Consider the following 15,407-nt stretch of genomic DNA (forward strand, 5'->3'; position numbering starts at 1 on the left):
TTTGCCTACAAGGTTTTAGAAACCTTGCAGGAATAGGATTACGCTTTTGAGAAAATTCGTTTCCAACTTTTTTTCTTGACCTGAATGTTTGTTCCATTTTCTTGATTGAATTTAGCTACAATATCAGCCTCATACAATTTGTAAAATTCAGGATCAAAATTAGCATCTCTTAAAAATTCTAAAACGTGCGCTATCGTTTGATTTTCATTTAGCCAACGATCAAAAATTTCGTGTCGCATTCGAATTCCGAAAGTATTTATCCCCAAAAATTGATGCGTATTTTTATCATAAGAAATAGTAACGCAAATATTTTTTGTAGGATGCTGCCATTGAAAATACGCTTCATTTTCTTGTTTATTTCTTTCGCTAAAAACCCATCCGTAAGTTTGATATTCAATATCTAAAAATTTGGCAGAGTTGAACCAATGCCCAGGTTTATAAGCTGTTTTTTTACCACAAATGGTTTGAGCAACAGTTTCACCCATCATTCTTCCTGTATACCAAACAGCTTCAATATTTCTGCGTTGACCAATGGCTTCGTGTTGTTCTGCACAATCGCCAATGGCATATACATCAAGAATATTTGTTTCTAAAAATCGGTTTACTAAAACACCTCTTTTGGTTTCAATTCCTGAATCTTTTAAAAAATCAATATTAGGAGTTACACCAGCAGTTAAACCAACAACATTACAAGGAATTTCTTCGCCAGTTTCTTCAATTATTATTGATTTTACTCGTCCGTTTGCATCACTTTTAATTTCTTTTAAATTGGTACTTAAACGTAAATCGATATGATGTTCCTTGATGTGCTTGTTAATCAGGGCAGATTCTTGGGCAGGTAATACTCCGTTCCAAAAACTTGCTTCGCGCACCAAAAACGTAACTGGAATTTTTCTGCTTCTTAGCATTTCTGCCAATTCAATTCCTATTAAACCACCACCAACAATTACAGCTCTTTTGCAAACTTCATTGTTAGGTGCGTATTTTTCTAAATTTTCTAAATCTTGTTTATGATACATGCCCATAACACCTTCTAAATCTTGACCTGGCCAACCAAATTTGTTGGGTTTAGAACCTGTGGCAATAATTAGTTTATCATAATTAATAGAAGATGTATTTTTGAACTCTAATATTTTTGCATCGGTATTAATTTTAGAAACAAAACCCTCTTTTAGGTCAATTCTGTTTTTATCCCAAAAACAATTTTCATAAGGTTGTGTATGTTCAAATTTCATATGCCCCATATAAATGTACATTAAGGCAGTTCTAGAAAAGAAATATTTGGTTTCTGCAGATACTAAGGTTATTTTGTAATCAGAGTTTTTTCTGATATGTCTTGCAGCAGTAACCCCAGAAATTCCATTTCCAATAATTACGATGTGTTTCATAAATAGTTGATTGATTCTAGACTTTATGTCGAAGCGAAAGTTAAGAACTTAAACCTTAGCAGTAATTTAGAATTGATATAAATAAAACAGATGCATTGTAAGTATTTAAAAAATGTTAAGACTTAGGTTGTAACTTGAATAGAATAATATTAAATCAACTAAAATGAATTATAAATATTTTAAAATTGCATTACTAGCCGTAGTTTTTATAACTACTAACGCTTTAGCACAAAATCAAAAAGACAATACAAATACTGAATCAAGTTCAGTACAAAGAAGTAATATTCAAACCTATACACCATCAGTTTTACTAAATAAAGGCCAGTGGGATATTAAGTTTTTTAACAATTTATATACAGAAACTAAAGCCACTTTTGATGGTGTTGAAGCAGAAAAACTAAGAGAAAATTACTTAACCTCTACTATTGAGGTTTTTACAGGTGTTTCTGATAGTAAAAGATTTAATTTAGGGGTAATTGTTGAACTTCGTTCTAATACCATTGCAGGAAAAGATGCCTTTTATGTGTTTAATTTGGGTACTGACGATTTTTCAAGAAAAGGCATAACATCAATAGCACCATCCATAAAATGGCAACCTATAGAAAGTATTGGTAAGTTTTCTGTACAATCTTCTATAAATATTCCTTTGGTAAAAAGAGAAACTGTAGCAGGCGTATTTTTAGATGAAGCTGCCTGGAATTTGCAAAACAGGTTTTTTTATGATTATACTTTTTCAAGTGGAAAATGGCAGCTGTTTTCTGAAATCAATACGCAATATTTTTTTGGAGATAAAGAAGTAGCAACCTTTGATGCTTTGGGCAGAAAAACAACTTCAGAGGGTAGTTTTGCCACCAATACTTTTATCTTAAATCCAGGTTTGTTTTTAAGTTATTTTCCTTCAGATAAATCTACAGTGTTAGGTTTTGTACAGCACTCTAATAGGTTTGGAGATTTTACTCAAGATTTTACAGCACTTGGTTTTGGAGGTAAATATCAATTAACTGATGCCTTAAACTTAGAGGTGTTGTATAGTAAATTTGTTAGAGGAAATAATACTGGTTTAGGGCAAAGTTTTAACATGGGTTTAAGAGTTTTGTTTTAGTAAAAAGCACTATTTTAGAGGGATTTATGAAAACAAAAAATCTCTTTTTAATAGCGTTTATGATTGCAAACATTTCTTGTAAGGGGCAATCAAAAAAAATAAACGGAGTTAGTTTTGTAGCCTCTAGAGATTCTATAAACATTGCACATATTACACCAGTCTTACAAGTAAATAGTAATTATGTTGCACTAATGCCTTACAGTTTTATTAGAAATATTGAAACACCTAAAATAGAATTTAATACCAACAGAGAGTGGTTTGGTGAGTCAAAAAACGGTTTGTTGCAATATGCAAAAGAGTTTCAAAAAGTTGGTGTAAAACTAATGGTAAAACCTCATTTATGGTTAAGAAGAGGAGGTTTTACAGGGCATTTAAAACCAAATTCTGATGAAAACTGGCTATTATTAGAAAATTCTTACAGAAACTATATTTTAACGTACGCAAAAGCGGCTGAACAATTACAAGCAGAAATGCTATGTATTGGTACAGAATTAGAACAATTTGTACTAAACAGACCCAAATATTGGCAAGCTTTAATTAAAGAAATTAGAGCCATTTATAAAGGTAAACTAACCTACGCCGCAAATTGGGACGAATTTAAAAGAATTACCTTTTGGGGCGAACTAGATTTTATTGGGATTGATGCTTATTTTCCTTTGAGTGATAAAAAATCGCCCACAGTTCAGGAATTTGAAATGGGTTGGAAACCTCACAAACAAGAAATTATGAGAATTCAAAAGCAATTTAATAAACCTGTTTTGTTTACAGAATTTGGTTACAGAAGTATAGATTTTACAGGTAAAAAACCTTGGGATGCTAATAGATTAGAAGGTAGCATAAATTTAAATGCCCAAGCAGATGCTTTACAGGCCATTCACAATCAATTTTGGAAAGAAGAATGGTTTGCTGGCGGTTTTGTTTGGAAATGGTTTCATAGGCATGATAGAGTAGGTGGAGAAAAAAATAACAGATTTACTCCGCAAAACAAACCAGCTGAAAAAAAATTGGTAAAATTATATGGCCATGAAAACCATTGGTAAAATATGACAAAAGTCCTTTTTTGTTATCTTTATTGATGTTAAATTTGAACCATAGCAATATAAACAATAGATGAAAAAAATTATAGTTCCTGTCGATTTCTCAAAGCATTCTGAATATGCACTAAAAGTTGCAGCATTATTTGCAAAAAAATACAATATGACTCTTTATGCACTTCATATGCTTGATATGCAGGAGTTTTCCATTTCAGAAAATCCTAACTTAAAACAAGAAAAAGGCATTTTTTTCTTAAAACTTGCCGAAAAGAAATTCAAAAAATTTTTATCTCAAGATTTTTTAAGTGATGTAAATGTTGTTCCTATAATTAAACATTATAAGGTGTTTAGTGAGGTTAATAAAGTTGCTCAAGAAGTTGATGCAGACTTAATTATTATGGGATCACATGGAGCTTCTGGTTTAAAAGAGTTTTTTGTGGGTTCTAATACAGAAAAGGTAATTAGATATGCTGATATACCTGTATTAATTGTTAAGAACGAAATTAAAGATATCAGTTTTAGTAATATTGTTATGGCTACAGATTTTTCTGATGAGTCTGTGCCAGCATTTAAAAACAGTTTACAAAGTTTAGATTTTTTGCAAGCCAAAAAACACATTCTGTATGTAAATTTACCGAACGAAAATTTTAAAACTACTCCAGAAATGGAAACTATGGCGAATAATTTTTTAACAAAAGTAGATGGTAATATAGATCGTTTGATAAATGTTAATTTTGTGTGTGCCAGATCCATCGAAAAAGGAATTCTAAATTTCGCCAATGTTGCAGGAGCAGATTTAATAGTAACCATAACACATGGTAGAAAAGGAATTTCGCATATTTTTGAAGGCAGTATATCAGAAGATCTTTCAAATCATGCAACTTTACCAATTATGACGTTTAAATTATAAAATGATAAAAAACAGGTATCTAATTTTACTTACAATTTTGACTTTTTATTGTTCTTGCTCAGAAGATAATGATATTACTACCCCACGAAATTTACAAGAATATATCGAAACATTTTCTAGTGAAGATGCAGGAAATGTAATTGCATGTGCTGCAAGTGCAGACGGAAATACAAAGCTAACTTATGTTTTTTATTATCCTGAAGAAGGTGCAACTGACATTCGGTATTATGAAGCAAATAGTGTAAATGTAGATGAAAATGATTTATCTAATTATCGCAAATATATAGCTTCTCCAGAAGATGTTTTTGGCGGAAAATTACAACGGTTTTCACGTTCAAGTGAAAATGAAAGCTGGAGTATCATAACCTACGTATTAGAAGGTAAATTGCATATTTCGAATCCTATTCGTTTAAAAAATGCTACAAATGCAACTATTTGGCAGGAAACAGTAACTATAGATAATTCAGAAAGTTTGCATCCCATTTTTACATGGTCAAATTTTGGTAGAACAGATAATGACATATACTTTCAAGTAATTTCAGATAAAGACGATGTTTTTATTTCAGGTACCTACACAAATGATGCTTATTTTAAATATTATGATACGTCTAATGTGGTTTTAAATATCAATACTGAAACACCATCAGATTTAGTTTTAGAGGATACGTATAATTTTACGTTAATGGCAGTAAGTGAAGATAATTGGGTAAATTTGGTGATACAAAAGTCATTTGTAGCACAATAATGGAGCTAAAGAAACATTTATTTACACTATTTTTTATTGGTATAACTACCTTAGTTGTTTCTCAAAAAAAAGAAATTAATTCAATTACTATTAATGGTGCAAACAAAACTAAAGTACCATTCCTCAAGTCTTTATTAAGTTCGAAAGTTGGGCAAACTATAGATTCAGTTTCTTTAGAAAGTGATATCATTCTTTTAAAACGGTTGCCAGCAATCAGTTATGCCTATTATCAAGTTTTTCGTTCTGAAAACAACAACTATAACGTTTTTGTTTATGTAGAAGAAAATTATACTATTATTCCAGATGTAAATGTATGGACAACAACTAATAACGTATTTTCTTATAAGTTAGGATTGTATGATTATAATTTTTTAGGAAGAAACATCACCTTTGGTGGCTTTTATCAGTTTAATGGTTTTGATACCTATGCTGTAAATTTTAAAGCACCAAATCTGTTTTCTAATAAATGGGGGTTAGCTGTAAATCATCAAAATTGGAAAAGTGAAGAACCTTTGTATTTTGATGGTCAATCTGCAAATTATTTATACAACAACATTTCTTTAGAGGCTTTAGGTTTGTATCAAATCAATCTTAAAAATGCAATTAATTTTGGTATCAATGTATTCAAAGAAAAATACACCTATTTAAACGGTATTACAGATCACTCTATTCCACAAAAATTAAATTTAAATAAAGCATTACTAAAATTTGTGTATAGTTATGATAATTTAGATTATTACTATCAATATGTAAACGGATTCAAAAGTGTTTTATACGCACAATATGTAATTACAGAAAACGATTTTCAGAACGATTTTTATATTTTTTGGAATGATTTCTTTTACTACAAGCAAATCGCAGAACATGGCAACTGGGCAAATAGACTTCGTTTTGGACTTTCATCTAACGAAAACACACCATTTGCACCTTTTGCTTTAGACAATAACATTAATTTACGTGGTGTAGGAATTCTGGTAGATAGAGGTACAGGAACCATCGTTTTAAACTCAGAATATAGACATACAATTTACGATAAACCAAATCTAGCCATACAAACTAACGTGTTTTCAGATTTTGGTTCTTGGCGAAATCCTGGAGGTAAACTCAACGATTTTGTTCAAGAAGATAATATCCGAATTTACTCAGGTTTTGGTCTTCGTTTTATCAGTAAAAAAATATACAATGCTACTTTTAGAGTCGATTATGGGTTTAGTGTTTTAAACACGAAAGCAAATTCTAAAGGCGGTTTGGTTTTTGGAATTGGTCAGTATTTTTAGGGCGTTTTTACGGGCTATCCATTATATCTTTTTTGTACTCTATTGATAACATTGTGCTTCTTAAATATAAAGTCTTATCTACAAAAAATAGTGAAATCCGACAATAAAAAGGATGCCATTTCTATCCCTAACGCAGGCTTGTTTATCAATTTTAGTGATTAATAATACATAATTTCTTTTTTAAATGTTTTAGTTTTGTGTTTTAAAAATATAAAATGAGAACATTTGCTATTGGCGATATTCATGGAGGTTTAAAAGCATTAGTACAAGTTTTAAATCAATTAGATGTTACAGAAAAAGATAAACTCATTTTTATGGGTGATTATGTTGATGGTTGGAGTGAATCTGCACAAGTCATTGCCTTTTTAATAGAGTTATCAAAAAAAATAGATTGTATTTTTATAAAAGGAAATCACGATGTTTGGTGTGAAAACTGGTTAAAAGATTCTAATGATGTAAATCCTTCTTGGTTTATGCATGGTGGAAAAGAAACTATAGAAAGTTATGCTGTTTTTTCTGAGGATGAAAAACAACAACATTTGCGCTTCTTCGAAAATATGAAAATGTACTTTTTAGATGATCAAAACAGGCTCTTTTTACATGCGGGTTTTACCTCTATGCATGGAGTAACAAAAGAGAGTTATTCACATAAATTCTGTACAGACAGAACATTGTGGGAAATGGCATTGGTAATGGATCGAAAAATTGATTTTGATCAAGATGTATATCCAAAACGATTAAAACATTATAAAGAAATTTATATTGGTCATACCCCAACAACCAATTACGGAAAATTAGAACCCATAAACGCTATTAATGTTTGGAATATTGATACAGGAGCCGCTTTTAAAGGAAAAGTTACAGGCATAAATATCGATACAAAAGCATTTTTTCAAAGTGATACTTTGCCAAGTTTATACCCAAATGAAAAAGGTAGAAATAAGTAATTTATTAAGTGTTATATAAATTTATTTTATAATATTGATAAGTAAGACTGATTAAAAACAAGATAATTTAGAGTGATTATATCTTATCTTTTTTACATAGATTTTTTAGTGTTGGGGGATACTTCAAAATCTTCAAAACTGCCATCTTTTGGCAGTTTTTTTATTTAAGGAAGTTTCCTCAGATTTGATCTGCAAATTTAACACAAAATTGTAATTTCTGTGGAAACAGGAATTTAGAAATTATAGATTGTAAATTGTATAGAATAGATAGGAAATAGAAAATCTAAAAATTTGTAACTTCGCTAAATGACATCAAAAGACAAATTATTAGCGAACAGAATTTATTTAATTCTTGCTGCTCTTTTTATAGCCTCTTTAGTTACGTCTAATTTAATCTTTCAAAAATTCTTTTATTGGTATCCTTTTAATATTGAAATATTCGATACAAAGTTATTTGAAGTATCAGTAGGTTTGTTGCCTTATCCAATCACTTTTTTAATTACAGATATTTTATCAGAAATTTATGGAAAACGTAAGGCAAATGAAGTGGTTATAGCTGGTATTTTTGCCTCTTTTTTCTCTTTATTAATTATTTATGTTTCTAAAGAGGTACCAGCAACATCTTGGTCTCCAGTAAATGATGGTCTTTTTGTAAATGTTTTTGGGGCAGCACCTTTAGCAGTTTTAGCCTCTATGTTAGCGTATTTGTTTGCCCAATTTATAGATATTAAAATTTATCATTTTTGGAAACAGTTAACAAAAGGAAAACATTTATGGTTGCGTAATAATTTTTCTACATTTTCTTCTCAAATCGTTGATACTTTAACTGTTTTACTTTTACTATGTGCATTTGAAATTATAGAATGGCAAAATTTTTTAGGGCTTTTTATAAGTGGTGTAATTTTTAAAATGATGATTGCTGCTTTAGATACACCTTTGTTGTATTTAGCAGTATATGCTTTTAGAAAAAGATTCAAGCTAAAAGTAAATGAAGAAATTTTAGATTGAAAATGATTTTTTTGTAATTAATGCTAAAAATTATCGTCTAAAAAAGTAGAAACTAGAAAAAATGAAAAAAACAGTTCTATTTATTATTACAATTTTTACAATCATCCAAGTAAACGCACAAACATCAATATTTAATGATTTATTACAAACTCACGTTTCTGATGATGGTGTTGTAGATTACAAATCCTTTAAATCAGATGAAGTAAAATTAGACAATTATATTGCTTATTTAGCAAAAACTGCTCCAAATAATTCTTGGTCAGAAAACAAACAAAAAGCATTTTGGATCAATGCTTACAATGCCTATACCATTAAGCTTATTTTAGAAAATTATCCTATAAAAAGCATTATGGATATCAAAAAAGAGGGCAAAACCGCTTGGAAAATTCCTTTTGCTAAAGTTGGTGGCAAAATCTATACTTTAGATTATATTGAGCACGAGGTTTTACGTAAAAAACTATTTGATCCCAAAATTCACGTAGGTGTAAATTGTGCATCTGGTTCTTGTCCTAAACTAGGAAATATAGCATTTACTGAAGAAAATGTTGAAGCAGAATTAACGAAACTAATGAAAGCATTTGTAAACAATTCAATGAGAAATAAAATCAGTAAAAAGAAAGTTCAGATATCAGAAATTTTCAACTGGTTTAAAGCCGATTTTACTAAAAATGGTTCAGTTGTAGATTACTTAAACAAATATTCCAATACAGAAATTAATCCTAACGCAAAAATTAGTTATCTAAAATACGACTGGTCTTTAAATGGTAAATAATTTCTGTATCTTTCGTCTTTAAAATCAAGAATAATTTATGTCAAAATCATATTATGATGCAGCCGATTTAAGAAAATTCGGTAAAATAACAGAGTGGAGTGAAGAACTTGGTAACAAGTTTTTCGATTATTATGGTAAAGTATTTGAAGAAGGTGCTTTAACCGCTCGCGAAAAATCTTTAATTGCTTTAGCAGTTGCACATACAGAGCAATGCCCTTATTGTATAGACGCGTATACTAAAGATGGTTTGCAAAGAGGCGTTACCAAAGAGGAAATGATGGAAGCCATTCATGTGGGTGCTGCTATAAAAAGTGGTGCAACTTTAGTACACGGAGTTCAGATGATGAATAAAGTGAATAAATTGGAGATGTAAGCAGAGAACCAATTTTTGCTTTTTTTGCAAAAATTGTGTGAATCGCTTATGCCCACGAAAGTGGGTATCTGTAAAAATCATTTATCCCTTTAAAATTGAATATTTAACATTCAGACTGAAAACCAAATCAAAACTTTTCTCGTAAGTATTAACAAGGAAATAAAAATAGATACTGAATCAAGTTCAGCATGAAAAAATCACTAAAATCAAGAAATAACGATATTGCAAATACTTCTCGTCAAATGGAAATTCTTTCAAACGGAATTTTTGCAGACGGAGAACTACCTACATTTGCAGCTAAAATAAAAGAAACCAATCAGTTTCCATTACGCCCTAAAAAGTTAGAGATTTTACAAATCAATTTAGGGTATATGTGTAACCAAGTTTGCGAGCATTGTCATGTAGATGCTGGTCCAGATCGTAAAGAAATTATGACTATAGAAACCATGCAGCAATGTTTAGAAGTTATTAAAAAAACGGAAGCGCATACCTTAGATTTAACTGGTGGAGCACCAGAAATGAATCCGAATTTTAGATGGTTTGTAGAAGAAGCATCCAAAGCAGGAATCAAAGATTTTATTGTACGGTCTAACTTAACCATTATCAGAGCCAATAAAAAGTATCACGATTTGCCAGAATTCTTTAAAAAACACAATGTACACGTGGTTTCTTCAATGCCTCATTGGACGCGTGGAAAAACAGATAAACAAAGAGGTGATGGTGTTTTTGATAAATCGATTAAAGCTTTACAAGAACTTAATGCTGTGGGTTATGGTATAGAAGGTTCTGATTTAAAATTAGATTTGGTATACAATCCTTCAGGGGCATTTTTACCTGGAGACCAAATGGGTTTAGAACGTGATTTTAAAAAAGCGTTAAAAGAAGATTTTAATATCGATTTTCATAATCTTTTTGCAATTACTAATTTACCAATCAGCCGATTTTTAGATTATTTAATTGCATCCGAAAATTATGAAGATTATATGTATGCTTTGGTAGATGCGTATAATCCATCAGCAGTTGCCAATGTAATGTGTACCAATACTATTTCTGTAAGTTGGGATGGTTGGTTGTACGATTGTGATTTTAATCAGATGTTAAATTTAAAAGTGGCAAGTAAAGTAAAACATATTGCAGATTATAATGAAGAATTGCTGCAAAACAGAAATATAATTATCAATCAACATTGTTATGGTTGTACAGCAGGTGCTGGTAGTAGTTGCCAAGGAACTGTAGCATAATACAACAAGGGGTTTAAACCCCTTGCAAAATCAAAATATATAATGAGTTATTTAGATACTACACACAACGTTTATAAAGAAGCAGCTTTAACTCCAGATGTGGGTTTATGCTGTACTACAAACCCTATTTGGGAATTACCAGGATTAAAAATCCCAAGAATTATGCAAGAAATGAACTACGGTTGTGGTTCTACTGTGCACGCTCGCGATTTAACCAACAATCCAAAAATGTTATATGTTGGTGTTGGCGGAGGTATGGAATTGTTACAATTTGCATACTTCAACAGAAATAAAGGCGGAGTTATTGGCTTAGATGTTGTTGATGAAATGTTAGAAGCTTCTCGAAAAAACTTTAAAATTGCTGAAGAACAAAACGATTGGTTTAAAAGCGATTTTGTTGATTTAAGAAAAGGTGATGCCATGGATTTACCTGTTGAAGATAATTCAATTGATGTGGCTGCTCAAAATTGTTTGTTCAATATTTTTAAATCGGATGATTTAAAGAAGGCCATTGCAGAAATGTACCGAGTTTTAAAGCCTCATGGACGTTTGGTTATGAGTGATCCTACTTGTGAGCAACCAATGAATGATGAATTACGTAATGATGAGCGTTTACGAGCACTATGTTTGAGTGGAAGTTTGTCGATTGCAGATTATGTAAAAGCTTTAACAGATGCTGGTTTTGGAACGATAGAAATCAGAGCCAGAAAGCCATATCGTATTTTAGATCCTAAAAATTATCCAACAGACGAATTGATTTATATAGAATCCATTGAAGTTGCTGCCATTAAAGATCCAATGCCAGTAGATGGGCCTTGTATTTTTACAGGAAAAGCTGCTATTTATTATGGTGATGAAGAGTATTTTGATGACAATGCTGGGCATGTTTTATTAAAAAATCAACCCTTAGCCATTTGTGATAAAACAGCAGGGCAACTAAAAAGTTTAGGTAGAGATGATATTTTCTTTTCTCCTTCTACGTTTCATTACGATGGTGGTGGATGTTGTTAATTTGGTTTTTGGTTGATGGTTTTCAGTTATTGGTTTAATTGTCGTTCCTAAGAAGACAGTAATCTAAATTCAAAAATTATGAAAAAAATATGCATTCTTTTTTTAGTTATCAGTTCAACCGCATTTGGACAGAAAAAGTTAGATAAACTACTTCATAAATGGAACAAAAGAAACGTACCATACATGTCAGTAGAAACATTAGCTTTACCAAAAACAGATGCTATTTTATTAGATGCAAGAGAGCCAAAAGAATTTGAAGTTAGTCATTTGGAAAATGCTATTTGTGTGGGCTATGATAAATTTAAAATCAAAGAAACCTTAGCCAAATTACCTGAAGATAAAAATGCTAAAATTGTGGTGTATTGCTCTTTAGGAATCCGTTCTGAAACTGTTGCTCATAAAATCATAGAAGCAGGTTATACCAATGTGTACAATTTATATGGGGGAATTTTTGAATGGAAAAATGCCAATTTTCAAGTGGTTGATACGTTAGGAAATTCAACAGAAAAAGTCCATACCTTTAATAAAGATTGGAGTAAATGGTTGAAAAAAGGGAAGAAAGTGTATTGAAAAAAGTAGGCAGTAAGCAGTCTCAGTTTTCAGTGATCACTGTTGTGATAAAAAAAACAAATCTAATGTCATTTCGACCTTGTGGAGAAATCTAACTAAAACCTAGATTTCTACATGAAGTAGAAATGACAAAAAAAATATATTTTTGAATAAAAACTTACTATTAATCTTCACCAGAAACCCAGAGTTAGGCAAAGCAAAAACACGTTTGGCAAAAACGGTTGGCGATGAAACTGCTTTAGAAATTTATAAGTTTTTACTTCAAAAGACAAAAGAAATCTCATCAAAAGTAAATGCAGATAAAGCTGTTTATTATTCTGTAAAAATTAGAGAAAATGATATTTGGGATGCATCCATTTATCAAAAACATCAACAATTTGGTGAAGATTTAGGTTTAAGAATGCAAAATGCTTTTAAAAATGGATTTGATGCAGGCTATGAAAAAATAATCATTATTGGAAGCGATTTGTATGATTTAACCTCAACAAATATTGACAATGCATTTCATCAACTAGAAGAAAATGATGTTGTTTTAGGGCCGGCTTTAGATGGTGGTTATTATGTATTAGGGATGAAAAAATTGCATCAACAAGTGTTTCAAAACAAAAATTGGGGCACAGAAACTGTTCGAAAAGATACTTTACAAGATTTAATTGACAAAAAAGTGAAATTATTAGAAGAGAAGAACGACATAGATGTATATGAAGATATCATCGATATTCCAGAAATTATGGAAACGTTCATCAATTCTAAATAATAACTATGAAAACACTTTTACTGTTCTTAACTTTTAGTTTTACAATTACTATTATAAATGCCCAATGCTCTAAAAGTATTGGTGAATTTGGTAACAATGTAAAAGACCCACCATCTTATAATATTTCTGGAGATGTAAGTATTTCGTTAATTGCTAAAAACGAAGTTTTACTTGAACTTGCAGAAAATTTTTCTACAGAACCAGGGCCAGATGTAAGAGTATTTTTAGTGGATTCAGATGGAAAAACAAAGGCAGAATTAACAGAAACGCTTATTGCAGATTTAAATCATATCGATTTTGGGTTGATTCAATCTACAGGAAAACAATCCTTTTCAATTGTAATAAAAGATGATAAAAATATCTCAGATTTTGATACTGTTTTCTTCTATTGTTTGCAGTATGACCATTTTTGGGATTTAGGGAAGTTCGAGAGCTTTACTAGCAATACTTGTTCTGTTTTAGATCTAGATGCATTTATAATAGATGCAATTTCGGTGTATCCAAACCCCGCAAAAAATCAAATTCAAATCTCTAATATTGATGCTGTTTCTGCAGAAATACGTATTTTTAATGTTTTAGGAAAACAAGTTTTTCATCAATCAAAGATTAAAAACAATCCTATAGATGTTTCCTTATTTGACAAAGGAATTTTTTTGGTTAAAATTAATGTTGATGGAAAATCTAAAACGCAAAAATTAGTAATACAATAAAATGTTTTCTTGTCATTTTGAGTGGAAGGTAGTGGAGTCGAAAAATCTTATTTCAAGTTTTTATTGATAAGATTTCTCCACAAGGTTGAAATGACAGAGTAATTTTAAACTGTAAACAGACATAAATGACAAAACAAGATCAACTGCAACAAAGCATAACTTTTTTAAAAGAAAACGGATTTACAAATCCAGAAATAGGCATTGTTTTAGGAACAGGTTTGGGCAAATTAGTTGATGAAATTTCGATTGAAAAGGAAATCGCTTATTCTGAAATCCCGCATTTTCCAGAAGCTACTGTAGAGTTTCATTCTGGTAGATTAATTTTAGGAAAAATCTCAGGAAAAAAAGTACTAGTAATGTCTGGTCGTTTTCATTTGTATGAAGGTTATTCACCTTGGGAAGTTACTTATGGAATCAGAACAATGCATGGTTTAGGAATTCAAAATTTATTGATTTCTAATGCAGCAGGCGCCATCAATTTATCTTACAAAAAAGGCGATATCATGTTAATTGAAGATCATATCAATTTACAAGGGCAATCACCTTTGGCATTTCAAGGAGCAAATACTTTTGGTAATATTTTTGCGGATATGTTAGCACCGTATTCAGAGGTTATCAACAAAAAAATGCTTGAGGTTGCTAAAAAAGAAGATATAAAATTACACACAGGAGTTTACGCCAGTGTTTTAGGTCCGCAATTAGAAACCAAGGCAGAATATAGAATGTTACAAATATTAGAAACAGATGCTGTAGGAATGAGTACTGTGCCAGAAGTAATCGTTGCCAAACAGCTGAACTTACCTTGTGCTGCCATTTCTGTTTTGACAGATGAATGTGATCCTAAAAACTTACAACCTGTTGATATTGCAGAAATTATAGCTATTGCTGGTGAAACAGAGCCTAAAATGATTACTTTGTTTAAGGGGGTTATAGAAATATTATAAAGTTTGACAAGACCCTTCAGGTTTTAAAAACCTGAAGGGTCTGAATACTAAAAAATGCAAATAGAAAAAGTAGAATCAGATTATTACTACCATATATACAATAGAGGGAATAATGGTGGTGATATTTTTTTTGATGAAGATAATTACAACTACTTCTTAGATTTAGTAAAAAAATATCTCTTGCCAGTTTCAGATATTTATGGATATTGTCTACTTAAAAATCATTTTCACATTCTTTTAAAGATTCATCATAATTGCGAAAACCCTTCTCAGTATTTTTCAAATTTATTTAATGCTTATACTAAAGCAATGAATAAAAAATATGGAAGAACAGGGAGTTTATTAGAAAAACCTTTTAAAAGAATAAAAATTAAGGATGAAAACTATTTAAAGACGCTTATTCTCTATATACACCTTAATCCAGAACATCATCAAATTTATAATGATTTTGGCACTTATAAATATTCATCTTATGAATCAATAATATCTCAACAAAAGACAAATATTAAAAGAGATGAAGTGCTATTGTTATTTGATGGAGTTAAAAATTTTATTGAAACTCATTTAGATAGAAAACTATTTATTAATGAAAGAAATCAACAATTATTTTTAGAGTAA

The 15,407-nt window shown here is 30.5% G+C and carries 17 protein-coding genes; 16 read left to right on the forward strand and 1 reads right to left on the reverse strand.

All coding sequences use genetic code 11. The annotated features are described in order from the left end of the window. Positions 1 to 38: 38 nt before the first annotated feature. Positions 39 to 1,388, reverse strand: a complete 1,350-nt coding sequence (locus tag SJY27_RS12695; protein ID WP_397445229.1) for an NAD(P)/FAD-dependent oxidoreductase — start codon at positions 1,386 to 1,388, stop codon at positions 39 to 41. A 163-nt stretch (positions 1,389 to 1,551) separates the two neighbouring features. On the opposite strand from SJY27_RS12695, the gene SJY27_RS12700 reads away from it, so the two are divergent. The 16 genes from SJY27_RS12700 to SJY27_RS12775 all read left to right on the forward strand — a co-directional run bounded on the left by SJY27_RS12700 (position 1,552) and on the right by SJY27_RS12775 (position 15,407). Continuing rightward, on the forward strand, positions 1,552 to 2,490 hold the full coding sequence (locus tag SJY27_RS12700) for a hypothetical protein (RefSeq protein ID WP_397445230.1): 939 nt from the start codon (positions 1,552 to 1,554) through the stop codon (positions 2,488 to 2,490). Between the two features lie 26 nt (positions 2,491 to 2,516). Further along, positions 2,517 to 3,530: a glycoside hydrolase family 113 gene (locus SJY27_RS12705; protein ID WP_397445231.1), complete on the forward strand. Its 1,014-nt coding sequence runs from the start codon at positions 2,517 to 2,519 to the stop codon at positions 3,528 to 3,530. A 70-nt stretch (positions 3,531 to 3,600) separates the two neighbouring features. Further along, positions 3,601 to 4,434 (forward strand): universal stress protein, encoded by an 834-nt coding sequence (locus tag SJY27_RS12710; protein ID WP_397445232.1) that lies wholly within the window; start codon positions 3,601 to 3,603, stop codon positions 4,432 to 4,434. Between the two features lie 37 nt (positions 4,435 to 4,471). Further along, the gene (locus SJY27_RS12715) at positions 4,472 to 5,179 is read left to right on the forward strand and encodes a hypothetical protein (RefSeq protein WP_397445233.1); all 708 of its coding nucleotides are present in this window, start codon (positions 4,472 to 4,474) and stop codon (positions 5,177 to 5,179) included. Next, complete coding sequence (locus tag SJY27_RS12720) at positions 5,179 to 6,456, forward strand: outer membrane protein assembly factor (RefSeq protein WP_397445234.1); 1,278 nt, start codon at positions 5,179 to 5,181, stop codon at positions 6,454 to 6,456. Before SJY27_RS12715 ends, SJY27_RS12720 begins: the two co-directional genes overlap by 1 nt. A gap of 215 nt (positions 6,457 to 6,671) precedes the next feature. After that, positions 6,672 to 7,403 (forward strand): metallophosphoesterase family protein, encoded by a 732-nt coding sequence (locus tag SJY27_RS12725; protein ID WP_397445235.1) that lies wholly within the window; start codon positions 6,672 to 6,674, stop codon positions 7,401 to 7,403. Between the two features lie 306 nt (positions 7,404 to 7,709). After that, positions 7,710 to 8,411, forward strand: a complete 702-nt coding sequence (locus SJY27_RS12730) for a queuosine precursor transporter (protein WP_397445236.1) — start codon at positions 7,710 to 7,712, stop codon at positions 8,409 to 8,411. A gap of 61 nt (positions 8,412 to 8,472) precedes the next feature. Continuing rightward, positions 8,473 to 9,183, forward strand: coding sequence for a DUF547 domain-containing protein (locus SJY27_RS12735; RefSeq protein WP_397445237.1), 711 nt, complete (start codon positions 8,473 to 8,475; stop codon positions 9,181 to 9,183). A gap of 37 nt (positions 9,184 to 9,220) precedes the next feature. Further along, a complete protein-coding gene (locus SJY27_RS12740) occupies positions 9,221 to 9,556 on the forward strand; it encodes an arsenosugar biosynthesis-associated peroxidase-like protein (RefSeq protein ID WP_397445238.1) in 336 nt (111 codons plus the stop codon). A 188-nt stretch (positions 9,557 to 9,744) separates the two neighbouring features. Further along, positions 9,745 to 10,797: an arsenosugar biosynthesis radical SAM (seleno)protein ArsS gene (arsS, locus tag SJY27_RS12745; RefSeq protein WP_397445239.1), complete on the forward strand. Its 1,053-nt coding sequence runs from the start codon at positions 9,745 to 9,747 to the stop codon at positions 10,795 to 10,797. Positions 10,798 to 10,839: 42 nt separating this feature from the next. After that, a complete protein-coding gene (arsM, locus tag SJY27_RS12750) occupies positions 10,840 to 11,808 on the forward strand; it encodes an arsenosugar biosynthesis arsenite methyltransferase ArsM (protein WP_397445240.1) in 969 nt (322 codons plus the stop codon). A gap of 78 nt (positions 11,809 to 11,886) precedes the next feature. Then, entirely contained in the window at positions 11,887 to 12,378 is a 492-nt protein-coding gene (locus SJY27_RS12755; RefSeq protein WP_397445241.1) for a rhodanese-like domain-containing protein, read from the forward strand. A 145-nt stretch (positions 12,379 to 12,523) separates the two neighbouring features. Then, positions 12,524 to 13,135 (forward strand): TIGR04282 family arsenosugar biosynthesis glycosyltransferase, encoded by a 612-nt coding sequence (locus tag SJY27_RS12760; RefSeq protein ID WP_397445242.1) that lies wholly within the window; start codon positions 12,524 to 12,526, stop codon positions 13,133 to 13,135. Between the two features lie 5 nt (positions 13,136 to 13,140). Then, entirely contained in the window at positions 13,141 to 13,845 is a 705-nt protein-coding gene (locus tag SJY27_RS12765; protein WP_397445243.1) for a DM13 domain-containing protein, read from the forward strand. Between the two features lie 125 nt (positions 13,846 to 13,970). Then, positions 13,971 to 14,789: a purine-nucleoside phosphorylase gene (locus tag SJY27_RS12770; protein WP_397445244.1), complete on the forward strand. Its 819-nt coding sequence runs from the start codon at positions 13,971 to 13,973 to the stop codon at positions 14,787 to 14,789. Positions 14,790 to 14,843: 54 nt separating this feature from the next. Further along, a complete protein-coding gene (locus SJY27_RS12775; protein ID WP_397445245.1) occupies positions 14,844 to 15,407 on the forward strand; it encodes a transposase in 564 nt (187 codons plus the stop codon).

This window comes from Polaribacter sp. R77954, assembly GCF_044595335.1.
Taxonomy (GTDB): domain Bacteria; phylum Bacteroidota; class Bacteroidia; order Flavobacteriales; family Flavobacteriaceae; genus Polaribacter.

Coding starts and splice junctions, on each gene's coding strand:
- SJY27_RS12770 (WP_397445244.1), top strand. CDS start 13,971: ATGACAAAACAAGATCAACTGCAACAAAGCATAACTTTTTTAAAAGAA.
- arsS (WP_397445239.1), top strand. CDS start 9,745: ATGAAAAAATCACTAAAATCAAGAAATAACGATATTGCAAATACTTCT.
- SJY27_RS12730 (WP_397445236.1), top strand. CDS start 7,710: ATGACATCAAAAGACAAATTATTAGCGAACAGAATTTATTTAATTCTT.
- SJY27_RS12695 (WP_397445229.1), bottom strand. CDS start 1,388: ATGAAACACATCGTAATTATTGGAAATGGAATTTCTGGGGTTACTGCT.
- SJY27_RS12710 (WP_397445232.1), top strand. CDS start 3,601: ATGAAAAAAATTATAGTTCCTGTCGATTTCTCAAAGCATTCTGAATAT.
- SJY27_RS12700 (WP_397445230.1), top strand. CDS start 1,552: ATGAATTATAAATATTTTAAAATTGCATTACTAGCCGTAGTTTTTATA.
- arsM (WP_397445240.1), top strand. CDS start 10,840: ATGAGTTATTTAGATACTACACACAACGTTTATAAAGAAGCAGCTTTA.
- SJY27_RS12735 (WP_397445237.1), top strand. CDS start 8,473: ATGAAAAAAACAGTTCTATTTATTATTACAATTTTTACAATCATCCAA.
- SJY27_RS12755 (WP_397445241.1), top strand. CDS start 11,887: ATGAAAAAAATATGCATTCTTTTTTTAGTTATCAGTTCAACCGCATTT.
- SJY27_RS12725 (WP_397445235.1), top strand. CDS start 6,672: ATGAGAACATTTGCTATTGGCGATATTCATGGAGGTTTAAAAGCATTA.
- SJY27_RS12740 (WP_397445238.1), top strand. CDS start 9,221: ATGTCAAAATCATATTATGATGCAGCCGATTTAAGAAAATTCGGTAAA.
- SJY27_RS12720 (WP_397445234.1), top strand. CDS start 5,179: ATGGAGCTAAAGAAACATTTATTTACACTATTTTTTATTGGTATAACT.
- SJY27_RS12775 (WP_397445245.1), top strand. CDS start 14,844: ATGCAAATAGAAAAAGTAGAATCAGATTATTACTACCATATATACAAT.
- SJY27_RS12705 (WP_397445231.1), top strand. CDS start 2,517: ATGAAAACAAAAAATCTCTTTTTAATAGCGTTTATGATTGCAAACATT.
- SJY27_RS12765 (WP_397445243.1), top strand. CDS start 13,141: ATGAAAACACTTTTACTGTTCTTAACTTTTAGTTTTACAATTACTATT.